15 protein-coding genes and 1 tRNA gene are annotated in these 16,630 nt (G+C 56.4%); 10 read left to right on the top strand and 6 right to left on the bottom strand.

Going from position 1 to position 16,630, the window contains the following annotated elements:
* Positions 1 to 106: 106 nt before the first annotated feature.
* Positions 107 to 589: a GreA/GreB family elongation factor gene (locus G518_RS0102490; protein ID WP_028601172.1), complete on the bottom strand. Its 483-nt coding sequence runs from the start codon at positions 587 to 589 to the stop codon at positions 107 to 109.
* Positions 590 to 731: 142 nt separating this feature from the next.
* On the opposite strand from G518_RS0102490, the gene G518_RS33575 reads away from it, so the two are divergent.
* Positions 732 to 1,376 (top strand): MBL fold metallo-hydrolase, encoded by a 645-nt coding sequence (locus G518_RS33575; RefSeq protein ID WP_051235877.1) that lies wholly within the window; start codon positions 732 to 734, stop codon positions 1,374 to 1,376.
* Positions 1,377 to 1,552: 176 nt separating this feature from the next.
* Complete coding sequence (locus G518_RS0102480) at positions 1,553 to 2,563, top strand: Bug family tripartite tricarboxylate transporter substrate binding protein (RefSeq protein WP_051235875.1); 1,011 nt, start codon at positions 1,553 to 1,555, stop codon at positions 2,561 to 2,563.
* A gap of 283 nt (positions 2,564 to 2,846) precedes the next feature.
* Here the strand turns inward: G518_RS0102480 and G518_RS0102475 are convergent, their stop codons facing one another.
* Both G518_RS0102475 and G518_RS0102470 read right to left on the bottom strand, forming a co-directional pair.
* Entirely contained in the window at positions 2,847 to 3,137 is a 291-nt protein-coding gene (locus G518_RS0102475; protein WP_028601170.1) for a DUF7684 family protein, read from the bottom strand.
* A 523-nt stretch (positions 3,138 to 3,660) separates the two neighbouring features.
* Entirely contained in the window at positions 3,661 to 4,281 is a 621-nt protein-coding gene (locus tag G518_RS0102470; protein ID WP_028601169.1) for a hypothetical protein, read from the bottom strand.
* Between the two features lie 241 nt (positions 4,282 to 4,522).
* On the opposite strand from G518_RS0102470, the gene G518_RS0102465 reads away from it, so the two are divergent.
* The 4 genes from G518_RS0102465 (at position 4,523) to G518_RS0102450 (ending at position 9,806) form a co-directional block, all read left to right on the top strand.
* Positions 4,523 to 6,928, top strand: a complete 2,406-nt coding sequence (locus tag G518_RS0102465; protein WP_028601168.1) for an AAA family ATPase — start codon at positions 4,523 to 4,525, stop codon at positions 6,926 to 6,928.
* A gap of 274 nt (positions 6,929 to 7,202) precedes the next feature.
* On the top strand, positions 7,203 to 7,574 hold the full coding sequence (locus tag G518_RS39790) for a hypothetical protein (protein ID WP_156909242.1): 372 nt from the start codon (positions 7,203 to 7,205) through the stop codon (positions 7,572 to 7,574).
* 232 nt (positions 7,575 to 7,806) lie between these two features.
* Positions 7,807 to 8,541, top strand: a complete 735-nt coding sequence (locus G518_RS0102455; protein WP_028601167.1) for a zinc ribbon domain-containing protein — start codon at positions 7,807 to 7,809, stop codon at positions 8,539 to 8,541.
* 266 nt (positions 8,542 to 8,807) lie between these two features.
* The gene (locus tag G518_RS0102450) at positions 8,808 to 9,806 is read left to right on the top strand and encodes an HNH endonuclease (RefSeq protein WP_028601166.1); all 999 of its coding nucleotides are present in this window, start codon (positions 8,808 to 8,810) and stop codon (positions 9,804 to 9,806) included.
* Positions 9,807 to 9,947: 141 nt separating this feature from the next.
* Here G518_RS0102450 and G518_RS0102440 read toward each other — a convergent pair.
* Positions 9,948 to 10,024 (bottom strand) — tRNA-Pro (locus G518_RS0102440).
* A gap of 206 nt (positions 10,025 to 10,230) precedes the next feature.
* On the opposite strand from G518_RS0102440, the gene G518_RS33570 reads away from it, so the two are divergent.
* From G518_RS33570 to G518_RS0102425, 3 genes are all read left to right on the top strand, one after another.
* The gene (locus tag G518_RS33570) at positions 10,231 to 10,770 is read left to right on the top strand and encodes a metallophosphoesterase family protein (protein WP_342663747.1); all 540 of its coding nucleotides are present in this window, start codon (positions 10,231 to 10,233) and stop codon (positions 10,768 to 10,770) included.
* Positions 10,771 to 11,244: 474 nt separating this feature from the next.
* Entirely contained in the window at positions 11,245 to 12,312 is a 1,068-nt protein-coding gene (locus tag G518_RS0102430) for an XdhC family protein (RefSeq protein ID WP_028601165.1), read from the top strand.
* Positions 12,313 to 12,314: 2 nt separating this feature from the next.
* Positions 12,315 to 12,995, top strand: coding sequence for a nucleotidyltransferase family protein (locus G518_RS0102425; protein ID WP_036593204.1), 681 nt, complete (start codon positions 12,315 to 12,317; stop codon positions 12,993 to 12,995).
* Positions 12,996 to 13,145: 150 nt separating this feature from the next.
* Here the strand turns inward: G518_RS0102425 and G518_RS0102420 are convergent, their stop codons facing one another.
* On the bottom strand, positions 13,146 to 14,024 hold the full coding sequence (locus tag G518_RS0102420) for a MurR/RpiR family transcriptional regulator (protein ID WP_036593202.1): 879 nt from the start codon (positions 14,022 to 14,024) through the stop codon (positions 13,146 to 13,148).
* Positions 14,025 to 14,090: 66 nt separating this feature from the next.
* Positions 14,091 to 15,431, bottom strand: a complete 1,341-nt coding sequence (locus G518_RS0102415; protein WP_028601162.1) for an aspartate aminotransferase family protein — start codon at positions 15,429 to 15,431, stop codon at positions 14,091 to 14,093.
* A gap of 215 nt (positions 15,432 to 15,646) precedes the next feature.
* On the opposite strand from G518_RS0102415, the gene G518_RS33565 reads away from it, so the two are divergent.
* Complete coding sequence (locus tag G518_RS33565; protein WP_036593199.1) at positions 15,647 to 16,621, top strand: Bug family tripartite tricarboxylate transporter substrate binding protein; 975 nt, start codon at positions 15,647 to 15,649, stop codon at positions 16,619 to 16,621.
* Positions 16,622 to 16,630: the final 9 nt, after the last annotated feature.

The raw sequence follows: 16,630 nt of genomic DNA, 5'->3' as shown, positions 1-16,630 counted from the left end.
ACCCCAAGCTGAATGAAATGTAATGCCGTATGACATTGAAAGTCCGGTCCTAGCCTCCAGGCACGTCTGCTGATCTCGGCCAATGCGGCGTGGGCTTGCTTGCGGATTAATAAACCCGCAGCACCTCAAACTGCTGTCGGATTGCAGCGACCTGTATCCACACCTCATCACCCTCGCACTTACCCAGCATGGCCTTGCTCAAAGGGGCTTCGCTGCTGATGACCTGAACGAGTTGAGCGCCGCTGACCAACTTCATGCTGCCTCCATCCGGCCCGAGAAAGAGATGTTGCTGCTTGGCGCAGGAATCGACCAGGCAGACTAGCGCGCCGAGCTGTATACCTTTGCTGGCGTCGTAGGGGTGCGACCGGAATTGGCGCCAATTGGCCATTGCCTGCCGGATACCTTCGGCGCGCCGGGCTTGGCCGGTGGCCAGGTAGGCGGCCTCGAGTCCCAATGTGTCGTATTTGTTTTCGGCGATGTTTTCTTCGTGAGTCGCCGTTTCATGGGCCGTCTTCACTGCTTGTTCGGCTTGCAGCAAGTCTTCGGCAAGCCGCTCCAGCACCTGCTGCTGCAGCAAGAATTTATCCATGATGAAAGATCAGCATCTCGAAAAACGGGAGGTCTTGATTATGAAGGGCGCCACCAGCCTTAGCCGCTTCTGTTAGCTGTTCAGCTATCAGCATGCAAATACACCCTGAGGGGCGCCAAGCGGTCGCTGGATCGCGCAACTGGTGCTGCAGGAGCAGCCCTTTTCCTACTGCCTGGGCGCCGTAGCCGGCTGCTTGCAAACTGCTCAGGAAAAGCTATTCCGTTGCCTGGGGCTGACTCCCGCCGACATTCACTACGTCATGTGCACCCATCTGCACAGTGATCACGTGGGCTGGAACACTCAGTTAGTGAATGGTGAATGGGTTCCCACCTTTCCCAACGCGCGGTACGTTTTCAGCAAGCAAGAGTTGGAATGGGCCCAGACAGCAGACGCCAAGGAACCGCTCGCGGCCTATCGCGACAGTGTTCTACCCATCGTCAGAAAAGGTATGGCTGAATTGGTGGAAGACAGCTATGGCCTGGGAGACCATGTGCGCCTGTTGCCTACGCCTGGGCATACACCAGGCCATGTGGCGTTCTGCTTTGGCCGCGGCCGGGATGAACTCGTCGTGACGGGAGATCTGATTCATGTCCCGCTGCAGATGCGTTACCCCGAGCTGAACTTCGCACGCGACAAAGATCCCAAGCTTGCTCGCGAAACCCGGCGGAGTTTCTTTGAGCGCTATTGCGACACCCCCACGCTCTGCTGTACAGCGCATTTTCCGCCACCCTCAGCAGGCCGGGTTCGGCGCTGGGGTGATGGTTACCGGATGGATTACTCCGGTTGAAAGAGAAGGACCCGCATGCGCGCATACGCTGCCAACCGCCTTAGTTAACTACGGGAAGCCGTTGACCTTCCTGGCCCGGAACACACGGGTCCCTACCGCTGAAATAAATCATCTTCGCCTGGGCGATGTGACCCGGCGCCGCCGTGCCTAGCTCTCATTCATAACCTGACATTGACATGAACAACCTACATAGCAAGAACTGGTCTGAGGCCCGCTCTGTGAAGCGCCGAACTTTGCTGGCTGCCGCCGCAGCGTGCACTGTGATGCCAATGGGCGCCAGCGCCCAGGCCGCGTGGCCCAACCGCCCTATAAAGTTGATCGTTCCATTCCCACCTGGTGGCGGCAATGATTTGGTCGCCCGTGCGTTGGCCACAAAGTTAGGTCCCCGCTTGGGGCAACCTGTGGTCGTGGAGAACAAGGGTGGTGCTGGGGGTACGATCGGTACGGATTTTGTCGCCAAGTCTGCGCCTGATGGGTACACGCTGGTTCTGGCCTCCACCTCGATATCCACGAATGAGGCCAGCGGAAAAAAGTTGCCGTATGACCTAGAGAAAGATCTTGTCCCGATAGGGCAGATTGGTGCGGGTGCCCTGGTGGTGGTCGTGCCAAACAATTTGCCTGTGAAAACGCTACAGGAATTCATCGCATTGGCTAAAGCCAAGCCGATGTCTATCAACTTTGCTTCAGTGGGCGTTGGCGCCATGAATCATCTGGGCGCCGAACTGCTGGCCTCCAGCGCCAACGTGAAGCTCACGCATGTTCCCTACCGTGGTGCTGGGCCGGCTTTTAACGACCTGATAGGCGGGATCGTGCAGATGCACATGCCAAGTCTCTCTGTGGCAGCGCCGCAGATGAAGGCCGGAAAGATGCGTGGGCTGGCGGTAACAAGTGCTGAGCGTTCCCCGCTCGCGCCTGATCTTCCAACGGCTGCCGAGGCCGGATTGCCTGGTCTGCAATGCGAGATCTGGTGGGGCTTGCTCGGCCCAGCACGCATGCCGCCAGAGGTGGTCAAACGGTTGAACTCGGAGATGAACGACCTGTTGGCTCAGGCCGATATGCGCGAACTCCTAGCGCGTGAAGGCGCAACTCCCAGACCGGGTAGCCCTGCAGCGTTTGCGAGCCTGATCCGTTCTGAGACAGGACGGTGGGCAAAAGTAATTCGGGACGCGAACATTCAGATTGAGTGAGCCGCATGGGTGTGCGGGAAGAAGAACCGGTTGGGGTGATGGGAGCCGGCGAGCCAAGCGGGCCTGAGGGGGAGGGCGGGTGCACCTTTCCCCGGACGGCGCACTCGACAGCAATCGGGTACGCTGTTTTGCTTTGATCTGTCAGAGAAGAACTGCGAGCGTCTTCGGCTAACCTGATGTGTTGAGACGAATAAACTCCGAATGCCGTCCGTTTGCCCGACCAACTGCCGTGGTGATCGCCAATGAACTCGTTTGAGGGTTGTTAGTGCGGTGCAGGGTATGGTTAAAGCTGGACTACTTGAACTTTGCCAGCATATTCGTCCATCAGAGACTCGGCAAACTCAATGGCTTCATCAAGCGACTCCCCTTCGTGGAACGAGGTGAGGATGAACCTCGTTTCATCGAAACCGTCTCCGACCAAGAGTTCATGGATTATGTCTTCCACGCGCGAGCAATCATGGCCCACGACACCAACAAATACCACCCCGTCGCGTATGAACTGCTCAACGATTTCATCGAGTTCCGTTTTGTAGCCGCATGGGCAGTGCAACACTATCTTTCGACCGTAGGGCATGGAAGGCCTATCGTTTATGTTCGATGGGTGGCGGCGTGTTTGGCATATTAGCGCCCCCTTGAACAACCAAGTAGGTCAAGCACAATTGTTCAATCAGTATGCTGATGTGAGCAAGTATTGGTCGCCGTGCTTCAATCGGGTGACCTGGTTCGCGCTGTGGACGGTCAAAGAAGCCGCAGCTCGAACACCTGTTCGTGTAGCGGCACTGCGTCGCCTCCTCGAGGGGAGGTCGTAGATCGTGCGTGCGTCGAATTGACCGCCGGCGACACACTGGCGTATTCGCCGTGCCAATCGGTTCGCACTGCGCTCCAGCTGTCGGCCGCTTGCAATGGCTGCTTCGCAGCGTGAGCCGACATTGGAATTCGGAAACGCGATGACCGCTCTCAGCGGAAGCTGTCCTTAAGTGGCTAAATCGGCTTTGCAGCGGCTGCTGCCTAACGCACGTATAGTGCTGACTGGCGGGAGTTCACCAACGGCTCAAAGACGTCTAGAAAAGCCGGGGCGATTCACCTTTCGCCACAAATTACTGCTCTGAGGTGCCTTCGATGGCGATGCCTCGAGGTATCTGCAGATCGTCAAACTTGGCTGAAGTGATGCGACGATCTCCAGTGGTGCATCTAAAAAACTCCAGGAAAAAACGATATGAGGTCAGGTTGCACGAGTCATTCAAAACACGACTGCTTGCGCCAGCAATCCTATTTGCCGAAGCACAGCGCATTCCTGACTTCGTGTAATTGAAGACGAACGAGTCAGGAGTGATGTCTAGCATCTTGTCGCACTGACTAAGCAGCTCTTTGTGACTGCCTAGTGTCATTGCTACGCCTTCATCTATTCTCTTTGATTGAATCAGGACTCCCTTGGAGTAGGTGAGTTGTGGCGTCGCGATCGACACATGAACCAGCATGTCCGCACCAGCCGTTTTCTCCTGTGCCGCTACCCCTTGGCGGTGCCTCAGAACGGACGAAGACCAGTTGATACCACCAATATCCTTATCAAAAGCCGCGTCCAACCGGCCTATCAAAACGCCAGTGATGTCGTCTTCATCCGTCACATGACCATTGGCGTACTTCTCCATGGCGGCGCTCACAGCTCGGTCTGCAGCATGCGCAGCTTTTCGAAAAGCTTTTTCAAGGCGATTTTCCATTTAGGTATCAGTGTTGGGCAAGCATCTGTGCGACTCGGCGAACCCAGTGGCACTATGAAACGCTTTTAGCGTCACTATAGGTGAATGAATGTGGAGAGGCTTTGGTTTAAATGCCAGGCTCGATACAGGCCGTTCGGGCGTTACAGCTAACTAATTGGCAAAAATCCCAGTGGCCTACGGTCTTGAGCCCTACAGGTCGTTGAGTCAGAATGTTGCCAATTGTGACAAATGAGGCGCTGCGATGATTGAAAAGCTGGATATTGCGAACTTCGGGTCGTTTGACGGTTTTCGATGGGACACCGATGTCCGTGAGCCGCACGGGGCTGTTGGGAGGTTCAAGAAACTCAATATTCTTTACGGACGCAACTATTCGGGAAAGACAACGCTCTCCCGCATCTTCCGTTCGTTCGAAGTCGGCCAGACACCCGCCCGGTACGATAACCCTTCGTTCCAAATCAAGACGGCCAACGGGCAATGGACGCAATCACAGTTGAATGTGCAAGGAGCGCCTATTCGCGTCTATAACAAGGATTTCGTCGAGGCAAACCTCACCTTCCTTCGCGACGACCATGGCCACATCCAGCCGTTCGCAGTACTTGGTGCCCAGAATAATGAGGTCGAGCAAGAGATTGAGAAGGTGAAGACCCAACTGGGAAGCAAGGAGTCGGACACCGGCCTGCGAGCGGCTTTTTTCAAAAAGCAGACCGAAGAGAGCAATGCTCAAACCATCGTTACCCGAAAGACCGAGGCCTTGAACAAGAAATTGGTCGACAAGGCTAACGGTAAACCCGGGGGCATCAAGCACAACGCGCTGTACCGCAATCCCTATTACGACGTCCGCAACCTGAATGCAGATATCGCGCACGTCCAGTCTCACCAGATCGCGGCGCTGGATGAGGCAGTGCGAGTCGAGAAAATCGGTCTGCTCACGGAGAAGCCACTTAATGACATTAGCCCACTTGCTGCATTCGCATCAAGCATCGCGGCATTGAACAAGCGCGTAGTGGCAATTGCAGGCGAGAAGATTCAGCCCAGCGCGCCGCTTCAAGACCTCCTGAACTCTGCCGTCCTAGCGAACTGGGTCAGAGACGGCCGGCCGCTGCATGTGAACCGTGACTGCTGTGCATTCTGTCGGCAGCCTTTACCCGCTGACCTGACAGAGACGTTGAACAACCACTTTAACGAGGAATCAGAAAAGCTGCAGGCCAAAATCCAACGTTTCCTGCAGGATTGCGAGTCCGAGCGCGCTCGGATCCAGGCCTTGGGTCTGCCTGAACGAGATCGGTTCTATTCATCCTTCCACGCAAAGCGTGACTATGTTGTGGAGAAGCTCGGCGCTGCAAAGGCAGGGTACGAGCGAGCACTTGACGAGTTATCCAAGGTAGCACGTGAGCGCTCGAATAACATTTTTTCTGCTCACGAACTCACCGAAGTCGTTCCTGACTCCGATTCGGGCATCGGCGCTGCTTTAGATAAGGGAAACGAGCTCATTCGTCAGAGCAATGAGCACACCGCTCGAATCGGCGCATCCCAGAAGCAATTGAGAGATGAATTGCGTCTGAGCGAGGTGGCCGCGTTTGTGGCTGACAGCGGACTGGATGAGGTCAAGGCGGACATCGAACAAGACCGGCAGAAGCTCGAAGCGCTTACAAAGGAGCTCGAGGAGTTGGAAGCCGAGGGCAAGAAACTGCGCGCCGCATTGGAGTCGCTGCAAGCGCAGCTTCGAGACGAGAAGCGCGGCGCCGAGCGCGTCAACCGTTACCTAGGCCACTCACTGGGTGGGACAAGCCTGCGCCTTAAGGCTGAAGAGGAAGAAGGTAAGGCAACCTATCGGTTTCGCATCATGCGGGGCGAACAGGAGGCGTTCAATCTGAGCGAGGGTGAGTGCAGCCTCGTCGCCTTTTGCTATTACTTGGCGCGATTGGATGACGTTCAGACCCATGGGACGAAGCCCATCATCTACATTGACGACCCTATTTCGAGCCTTGATAGCAATCACATCTTCTTCATCTTCACCCTGATTGAGTCCTTCATTGCAAAGCGGCTTGTCAGCAGCGATGGGACTGAACTCAAGGATGCCGTGGGAAAACCCGTCTACCGATACGAGCAGCTCTTCATTTCCACGCACAACCTTGACTTCCTGAAGTACCTCAAACGGCTGACGGCGCCCGAGCAGGTGGAACGATTCCTCGTCAGCCGCAAAGCGGCGTCGAGCTCCATCTCGCTCATGCCCAAATACCTCAAGTCCTACATCACCGAACTCAACTATCTCTTCGCTGAGATTCATACTTGCACGGACGATGCCAACTCTGCCGCGAGTTATCACAGTTTTTATAGCTTCGGTAACAACCTCAGAAAATTCTTGGAAGCATTCCTGTTCTTCAAATACCCCAGCGGAACCGTGAACAACGATAAACGGTTGCAGCTTTTCTTTGGAGATGACGTCGGCGCGGTTGCCTTCCTGAGCAGATTGACTAACGAGCACTCCCACCTGGAAGAGTATGTAGACCGAGGAATGGTGCCAATCGATTGCGCTGAAATTGCTCGAACCGCGAAGTTTGTGCTGGGAGCGATGAAGGCAAAAGACCCCGACCAGTACCAACACTTCCTGCGTAGCATCAACGCAGGAGACCCCCTTTCAGCGTGATGGAAGGTTTGTTGCAGGGACCGCCTGCCGGACTTCTGGATGCTGTTTGTTTTATCGTTGCGGGCCAACTTTTAGGCCAAATGAGTTTCAATTGTCCGACGACTGCTATACGGTGACAGTAGTTGTTCGGCGCTGAGCTCTTGAAAGGCCGTTACCAGCCTAAAGCTGCCCTAGCAAGTCACACAACGAATCTCTGAATCTGCTTCAACGCCGCAGGGTCCTAAATATTCGTCATTTCTCCAGGATCCCGCGCACCACGCACCGCCCGTACCGCATGGCACAGAAGCTTGCCGTGTCGTCTTGTGCAAGGGCGTCAAAAAGCGCACCCGAGGCGACGACCATGGTGGTTAACCGTGGGGATATGTTCCGTGGGCTGGTGTACACCATGGCAGTTGCATTGGTACTGTGGTTATTGGGGCGTTTCTTTATCCGAGACCGCAGCCGTATTGATATGCGTGAAGAAGAGCCGGACGGTGTTCGCATGCGGACCTACTATCGCGCGCCCAGTCCGAAAAAATTCCTTTGCGGACTGTGTCGCGCCTATGTCGAGACTGCAGCTGAGCTGTTGCAGCGAGGCTTGGCCGCGTGCCATCGCCCCGGTTGTGCGTACTTAGAGACACGCTCGCGACGGCCTGAGTTTGTGTGAGTTACAAGTAAGCAATAAAAATCGATCAAGAGGAATTCAGGATGAAGGACCAATGCGGAATTTATGGCATCGTTTTGGTCGGCTTCTTTAGCTAAGCAAATCAACGTTACTCAGGAAGTTGCATCTCAATTCATTTTTCAGAACTGAACTCGGCTGGAAGTGCCACAGACTCGTTCATAAAAAATGCCCTGTTCGAAAGTGCGAACGATAATTAGAGGCAATGGAGGCACATATGAAGTTCCAAGCTGATGCAGGCGTTCTACGTCTGCGGGAATGCATTATTTTGGGGGGAAGCGGCTTTCCGTTCGCTTCAGGGGAGACGGTAGGCGTCTTGTTAGGGAAAAACGGCCTGACCGTTCATGGGTCGGCCTATCTCGTAAGCATCTCGCTAGTAGAAATTGCCGAATTGAACATTGCGGGGCCTGGCTCCGTCACAACAGGCGGCAGCTTTGTTGGTGGCGGCTTTGGTGTTGCGAGCGCGCTAGAGGGCATGGCTATAGCGGGCGTACTCAACGCGCTGACAAGCCGAACCAAGATCCATACGTTCATTTCTCTGATTACGAACTTTGGAGAACTGCACTTGCATTACGGCGATCTGGAGCCATCCGCGTTACGGATTGCACTGTCTGACGTATTTGTGAAATTGCGGTCCTTGGAGCCATCGTGGCAGCCTTCACGACTCCGCCTGCTGGAGGCGGAACATTCCCGTGGAGGCATCACGCAGCAGCAATTTGATGACGGCAAAAGCCGCCTAGTATCCGACCCCACATGGAGCACTATCGCTGATGAATCTCGCCGCATAAACGCGCTCAGAGATGCTGGGGCACGTGATGAATTTGAACGTGCACCAAAAGGAATCTGCCCGAATTGCGATGCCGTGATCGCATTGCACTCTGAAAAATGCCCCAAATGTGAGGCTACGTTTGGCGTTGGATCGGCATGGGCGCCAACGCCAATTGCTGAATGAGAGCGACGTCCTTTGGTTTCGAGGATTATCTTTCTTCTGGGAGCCAAGTTGCCCTCCAGATGCGCTGTTGAGCCTTGCGCAAGCTGTTTACCCCGACGCATTTCAGGACCAGCTTTAGAGCTCAAGATGGTGATTTGTTCGATTGCGCTGGGGCGGTGGCGAGGTGAGCAAGGAAATGAAGGCCGAGTTCACTGAGTATCCGGTTTATCCCGCCGATTCTGCAGAACACATTAGTTAATAAACCATCATTCTGGAGCTCCCGAGATATGTACGGCCAATGCATCCTCTGCCTTGAGTCCACTGAACTGCTGACCGAAGAACACATTTTTCCCGAAGCTGTCGGCGGAAACATTGCAAAGTACGTGCTCTGTAAGCCTTGCAACGACGAGTTGGGGCGCTGGGTTGATGCGCCCTATGTTGACCAAAAGCACATTCAGCTCGCCCGCGTTGCATACAAGATCAAAGGAAAGACTGGAAACATCCCACAGCCGTTTTCCGAGACCTACTCTCTAAATGGCTCGGACGGTCAGTTGAAGATAAAACTGGACAAGGACTTTACGCCAAGGGTTGTACCTCAAGCACCGAAGGTATGGGTTACAGAGGGCGGAGAAGTTGGTTTCAGTCTGTCCCGGGACGTCAAGGACAGGAAGGACATTCCGAAAATCATTAGGACAGTACTGTCGCGGTTCTTCAAGTCGGAAGAGGGTAAGCGTCTCGGATGGTCGGATGAGCAAAAGGAAAATGCAATACAAAGAGCCATCGACGGGGCTACTAGAGTCGAACCTAGGTCCGAGCAGATAAAGTCCCCCTTGGGTGGTCGTTGGACAATCGAACTTAAAGCACTATTTGCTGAGCATATAAAAGTCATTTATGAAATCCGCTGTCTAGAGTTCGGCGCCCCCTACATCAATAGCCCATCAGGTGGGCGACTGCGGGCCTTTCTCCGTGCTCAATGCTGCGATGAACCAGAGCCATGGGATCTGAAGGACATGGCCAAGCATCTAAATGTTGCCCCTCAAATTCCAAAAGACCTTGATGGCTTTATTAAGTACCTCACGAACGGCAATCCACATACACATCATATTGCCGTAGTGACCCCAGCCAGTGTGGTGTGTTCTATGCTCGGGATGGGCGCCGTTTTCCACGATGGAGACCTCGATCAAGCCCCTGGAGTGGCAGACATAGTAAAGGTCTATATCAGCAGCGTCACGGGCGGCAAGTCGGGAATATTCTGTCTCCATGAATTGCTGGGTGATGGCCAATGAGTTCTAACCTCGTGGTCAACACAGATCGCCTGCAAGCTGCGCGTGATCCTCACGCCATTGCCACTTTCCCCGCGGGGTATCGCTGCAACAGACAAAAGAAAAAAGACTTAGCCCCTTTCGAAGCTAAGTCCTTGATATAAATGGTCGGCGTGGCGGGATTCGAACTCGCGACCCCTTGCACCCCATGCAAGTGCGCTACCAGGCTGCGCTACACGCCGACAAGCCGCAGATTATAGCCTGTAAATTTATCCCCTAGGCTAGTTCTCTGTAGAGCTTTCGGCGATTCCAGTTCTTGGTCTTGCTTGTCTCTCATTAGCGACGTTTTACGCGGGGGGCGCTAAGCAAACTTGCACGCCACGACACGACGCGTGGCAGTCTATTATTGAGTTCATCAACTTACAGCCACAACGTTCAAGGCCAGTGAATGCGCATTGCCATTGTCTCGGACATTCATGGAAACCTTCCTGCGCTCGAGGCCGTCGTGAAGGACATCGGCCGTCGGGGCGTCGATTTCGTGGTCAATCTGGGCGACAGCCTATCTGGGCCGTTGATGCCTCTCGAGACCGCCCAATTTTTGATGGGCCAGGATTGGGTTCATCTCGCTGGAAATCACGAGCGCCAGCTTCTTACGCTCGCTTCTGGTCAGCGCGGTGCGTCAGATGAATATGCACATTCCCGGCTCGGCGCTAAGGAGTTTGAGTGGCTGGCTTCGCTCAGGCCTTGTCTTCGGTTCAGTCCAGAGGTCGTGCTTTGTCACGGAACCCCGACCAGTGATTTTGAGTACTTTCTGGAAACAGTGGAGCCTGAACGCTTTCGTGCGGCCACAATGCCGGAAATCGATGCCCGCCTCGGGGAGGTCAACGCGGAACTGATAGCGTGCGGGCACACGCATGTGCCACGCGTGGTTCGGGCGTCTAGCGGGCAACTAATTCAATCCGGGCAGTGTCGGGCTGCCGGGTTATGACGATATCCATCCTTATCCGCATGTCGTTGAGACAGGGTCGCCGGACGCGCGCTACGCCATCGTCGAACGACAGGAAGGTGTCTGGATTTCCACGCTTTTCTCGGTGCCATATGCTCACCGAGCAATGGCAGCCCTGGCTTTGGCTCGCGGGCGTCCAGACTGGTCAAGTGCTCTGTCTACTGGACGCCTTGCGTAGCCCAGTGGCATTGGTAAGTTCTGCTGTGCCCACTTTATGCTGGCAGACCCTGGTGCGGAGAAGTTGGCGTGCGAGCGGAACGCAGGAAGCAAGCTCGTGTTGGCGCGTGCCTAGGTCATGCATTGGTTTCAACTGATGTCCGACAGCAGGTGCGGAAGATGGTTCACGGGTAGGATTGCCGACAGGAAATGCCTACATCGCTGGGGAGGACTCAGTCCAGGGTAGGCTAGTGGCTGTTCAGCCGTTTCGGATAGGAGAGCTTCAAAAGGAAGCTGGTAATGGAAAACCTCGATGTGACTGTCTTACGGGCCTTGCGTGACTGGCGTCTCGCAGGCAAGCGTGCGCTTATGGCTACTGTGGTGCGGACCTGGGGTGCTTCACCTCGGCCCATTGGCTCCATCATGGGGCTGGCTGAAAGTGGTGCGGTGGTGGGCTCGGTATCTGGGGGCTGCATTGAAGACGACTTGATCGCTCGCTACACGCAGTCTGCAGCGGCTGATGCGCTTACGGCTTGCACAGATGGCGCGCCGCAGTTCGTCAAATACGGGGTTTCAGCGGATGAAGCCCACCGCTTTGGATTGCCGTGTGGTGGCACGCTGGAGCTGCTGCTGGAGTTTGATCCGGATGCAGCCATTCTCTCGGAGCTGGTGAGCGCTCTGGAGGCGGGGCGGCTCACGCATCGCAGTGTGGATCTGGCTGATGGTTCGGTCACGCTCCAAGCGGCCAAGGCACCTGCGGAGTTGAGCGTGAGCCCCACGCAGCTCGTGAATACGTTTGGGCCTGAATACCGCATGCTCCTCATTGGCGCTGGGCAATTGGGGGAGTATTTGGCCACGATGGCGCTGTTTTGCGGCTTTGCCGTGACTGTGTGCGACCCGCGAGAAGAATACCGGGGCGCATGGAGTGTGACGGGTGCTCGTGTACTGAGCACCATGCCTGATGACACCGTGATTGATTTCAAGCCTGATCGCCGCAGCTGCATCATTGCCTTGACTCATGACCCCAAGCTGGATGATCTGGCGTTGCTCGAAGCGCTTAAAAGTGAGGCGTTCTACATTGGCGCCATTGGTAGCCGCCGGAATAACGAAGCTCGCCACCAGCGGATGATTGAACATCTGGATCAAACCGAGGAAAGCCTGGAAAAGCTGCGCGGGCCGGTGGGCATTTTTATCGGCAGCAAGACGCCACCCGAGATTGCGGTGAGCATCATGTCTGAGGTGTTGGCGGTGAAGAACGGGGTCACGCTGCCGCGTGATCTGGATGTGGCGCATGTGAAGAACGCGCAGAACATGCAGAACGCTGAGCTTGCCCAGGCGGGTGATCAGGCGGCGTGTTTCATTCCTTGAGCATGCCTGGGAAGATTGGCGCCATCATCATGGCCGCAGGGGCAGGGCGGCGCATGGGAGGGCGGCCCAAGTCTTTGCTTTTGCGTGATAGCGTGCCTTTGATTGAAAGGCAGTTGCGCGCGCTGGCGCAAATAGGGGTGTCTCACGCTGTGGTGGTGCTGGGCCATCACTCGGTGTGTATTGAGCCCGTTTTGGTGGCGCTTCAATCACAGTTTGGTGATTCACTGGATCTGCGCTGGGCTCTTAACCCGCTGCCAGACGATGGGCCGGGCTCTTCATTGCGAGTGGGGTTGGCGGCGCTTTCACCCGAGCTTGATGCAGTGCTCGTTACGCTGGCGGATCAGCCTTTGGTGGAAGCCGCAGATATGAGGGCGGTGCTGGCTGGGTGGGAAGGCAGGGGGCCTGAGGTTGAACTGGTGGTGCCCAGCTTCGAAGGGGAGCCGGGGCATCCGGTGGTTTTTGGGGCGGGGGTGCGCGATGCCGTTGTGGCGATGAGTGGTGGTGCGGGTTTGCGTGATTGGCGAAAAGCGCATTCGGCTCAGGTGCAGATGCTTCCGGTTGATCATGCGCGCCATACGCTGGACATTGATACGGAGGCTGACCGTGCTGCGCTTGCTGAGCGCTACGGTATTGCTTTGGAGTGGCCTGCTGGGTTGGATGCGGGTGTTGCTGCGTCGGGATAAATTGGCTGGCGTTGACGTTTTCGCAGCTTGTCACAACTAACCTACCGCCGTTCGGGCTGAGCTTGTCGAAGCGTTGCGCAAGGCTTCGACAAGCTCAGCCCGAACGGTTATTTTGTTCCAACGACATTGACCGCGGCCCTCGCAAGCACCTCAACCCCGGCTAGTTCGCGCGTAGACGTCGAAGCGGCGTAGCTGGGCTTCACTGTTGTCGATTTCATCCAGGCTGGCTTGTCCGCCGCTTTGGACCAGCATGGCCACCAGGGTTTGTGCCACGGAGAGTGCGGGCACTACTGATGGGAACAAGGATGGAGACGCGTTGGCGAACAGCAGCAGGGCGTGGGCTGGTCCGGCGATGGGGGAAACGGTGCTGTCAGTCACAGCCACGATGCGTGCGCCGCGCTCGTGTGCAAACTCGACTGCAGCCACGGTGTCTCGGGCGTAGGGGGCGGCGCTGAAGACCACCATGGCGTCGTCTGCGCTCACCTTGCGGAGCGCATCGGTAAAGACGCCGCCGGTGCTGGTGAGCAAGGTGGTGTCTTGGCGGAACATGCCGCATGCATAGCTGAAATAGTATGCGGCGGGAAACAGGCTGCGTAGGCCCACTACGTAGATGTGGCGAGCTTGTGCAAGTAGCTTTTGGGCTGCTGCATAGCGCTCTACTGTTTCGGGCGCCAAGGTTTGAGCCAGGTTCTGCGTTTCTGATTGCAGCATGTCTGCCAAGAGGCGAGCATCTGCGTTCTGCGCTCCACGCTGCTGTAAAGCGCTGGCGCGGGCAGAAAACGTATCTGAGCCTTGCCCTAGCCAGGCTCTATAAATCGTGCGGAAATCTTCATAGCTTTCAAAGCCCAGCTCGCGTGCCAGGCGCAGCATGACACCTGCTTGTACCCCCGCTTCTTGAGCCAAGGCACGCATGGATTGCATGGCCACATCGCGCGGGTGATCCAGGACATAACGGGCTGCCAATTGCAGCTTGGGCGTTAGTGCGGGAAATTGCTGCGCGATGCGCCGATCGAGCGTGCGCTTGTCCATAAAACTCCCAATTTACGACACTAAGAGGCCCGCATTGTCACGCATGCGATGGCTTTGCATGGGAGATCAGCTTGTTGCCCGAACCTCTTGCAAGGCAGTATCAACAGATTGCCGCAGCAACCCCGCTATGGATTCCAGTTCAGACTCCGTGACGATGTAGGGCGGCGCGAGCAAGATGTGATCGCCGGAAGCTCCATCAATCGTACCTCCACCCGGGTAGCACAGCAGGCCCTGGCGTTCGGCAGCGGCCTTGATGCGTGCGTTCAGTTTCAGGGCGGGGTTAAAGGCTTGGTTGCTTGCGCGGTCTGCCACCAGCTCAACGGACCAGAACAGGCCTCGCCCACGGATGTCGCCCACATGTGGATGATCTCCCAGGGAGTCGCGCAACATTTTTTCGAACCGTGGCCCGAGCGCGGCAACCCGTTCTACCAGGCCATCGCGCTGGATGATGCGCTGAACCGCCAGCGCCGCGGCGCACGCCACGGGGTGGCCCACATAAGTGTGGCCGTGTTGGAAGGCACCGGCTCCGTGGTGCAGCACATCCACTACCTTGCGATGTGCCAGCACCGCGCCTATGGGCTGATAGCCGCTGCCAAGCCCTTTGGCCAGGGTGACGATATCTGGCACCACGTCTTCCTGTTCGAACGCGTGGTAAGTGCCCGTGCGGCCTACGCCAGACATGACTTCATCCAGAATGAGCAGTACACCGTGCCGATCACACACTTCCCGAATCTTGCGGAAGTACCCAGGTACGGGAGCGACTGTGCCTGCGGTGGCCCCGACCACGGTTTCCGCCACAAAGGCCGCCACGGTATTGGCGCCCAGGTTGACAATGGTTTCGTTCAACTCGGCAGCCAGGCGGGTTCCATAGCAGTCGTCTGTTTCGCCTGGCTCGCGATAGCGGAAAGGAAAGCAAGGAGACACATGATGGCTCTCCATCAGCAGGGGTTGGTAGAGCGCGCGGCGAGCCATATTGCCGCCTATGGAGAGGGCGGCCAGGGTATTGCCGTGGTAGCTCTGGCGGCGTGAAACGAAACGGCGGCGCTCGGGTTCACCACGGTCCACGTGGTATTGGCGTGCCATTTTCAAAGCGGTTTCTACGGCTTCTGATCCACTTGAAACGAAGTAGGCGTGGCCTAAGCCAGCGGGGCTGCGTGCGGCCAAGGTTTCAGCCAAGGCTTCTGCGACCTCGGTGGTGAAAAAGCTGGTGTGCGCGTATTCCAGTGCGTCCAGCTGAGCTGTGATGGCGGCTCGCACTTCTGGATGCCCATGACCCAGGCACGAAACGGCTGCGCCTCCAGAGGCATCAATGTAGCGGCGACCTTGGGTGTCGACGATGGTGCAGCCTGAGCCGGAAGCGGCTACCGGCAAAGGGGCGTGTGGATTTCGGTGAACGATGTGAGTCATTGGCGGTATGCGCTGGATAAACAGGCTGGAGAGGGGCATGCCGAAAGCGGAAGTCTGCTGAGCATTTGGGTTGCTGCACTTGACAGGGCTTGCGGCCATGGATAAAGTGAATGTGTGATTTAAATGAATAATAAATCATTTGTTCGATTTTGTCTGAGCCAATTGTTGGTTTTCAGCTCCTTACATCCACTTCATCACCTGTAAAGACCCACACAATGTCCATTTCATTTCGTGCAGCGTTTGCAGCTTGCTTTGTCGTCATGGCGCCCTTGATGGGAGTTGCTTCTGCGCAGACTTGGCCAGACAAGCCTCTTCGCCTCGCGGTTCCTTTTGCTGCAGGCGGCACCACCGATCTCTTGGGGCGCCTGGTAGCCGAAGGCATCGCTCCTGAGTTGGGCCAGCCGGTTGTTGTGGTGAACAGGGCCGGCGCTGGCGGTAGCCTGGGTGCTGCCGAGGTTGCCCGCGCTGCACCAGATGGTTATTCGCTGCTGCTGGGCACGCCGGGTACGCAGGCCATCAACGCCTACGTGTACAAGAGCATTGGGTATGACCCCAGGAAAGACTTTGCGCCTGTGGCCTATGTGGTGCAGGTGCCCAATGTGCTGCTCACCAATCCTCAAAGCGGCTTCAAGACCATGGCGGATGTCGTGCGGGCGGCCAAAGCGAATCCGGGTAAGTTGAACTGGGGCTCACCCGGGGTGGGAAGCTCAGGGCACCTGATGCTGGAAATGCTCAAGCAGCGCGCTCAAGTGGATATCACGCACGTTCCTTACAAGGGCGCGAGCCAGGCTAACAACGACCTGCTTGGCGGGCAGATCCAGTTGTCTGGAGACAACCTGCCAACGGCCTTGCCTTTCATCAATTCCGGCAAACTGGTGGCATTTGCTGTGACTTCCAAGGATGCCGTGCCAACTGCCCCAGGTGTGGCTCCGGTGTCTGCCACTTTGCCAGGCTTTGAGTTGACTTCCTGGTTTGTGCTGATGGCGCCGGCGGGTACGCCTAGCCCGGTGGTGAATCGCCTGAATGCTGCAGTGGAGAATTGGCTTGCCAAGCCTGAAACGCGCAAACGCCTCTCTGAACTTTCTGCGTTGCCGGTTGGTGGGTCTCCTGATAGCCTGGGGCGCCACCTGGAAAGTGAGCAGCGCAAATACAGGGATCTGACCACCGCCGCTAAGATCGAACCGCAATAACTTTGGGCA

Source organism: Ottowia thiooxydans DSM 14619 (assembly GCF_000422885.1).
GTDB classification, from domain to species: Bacteria; Pseudomonadota; Gammaproteobacteria; order Burkholderiales; family Burkholderiaceae_C; genus Ottowia; species Ottowia thiooxydans.
Note: the sequence above shows the minus strand (reverse complement) of the source record. Positions and strands in the feature narration are given on the sequence as shown.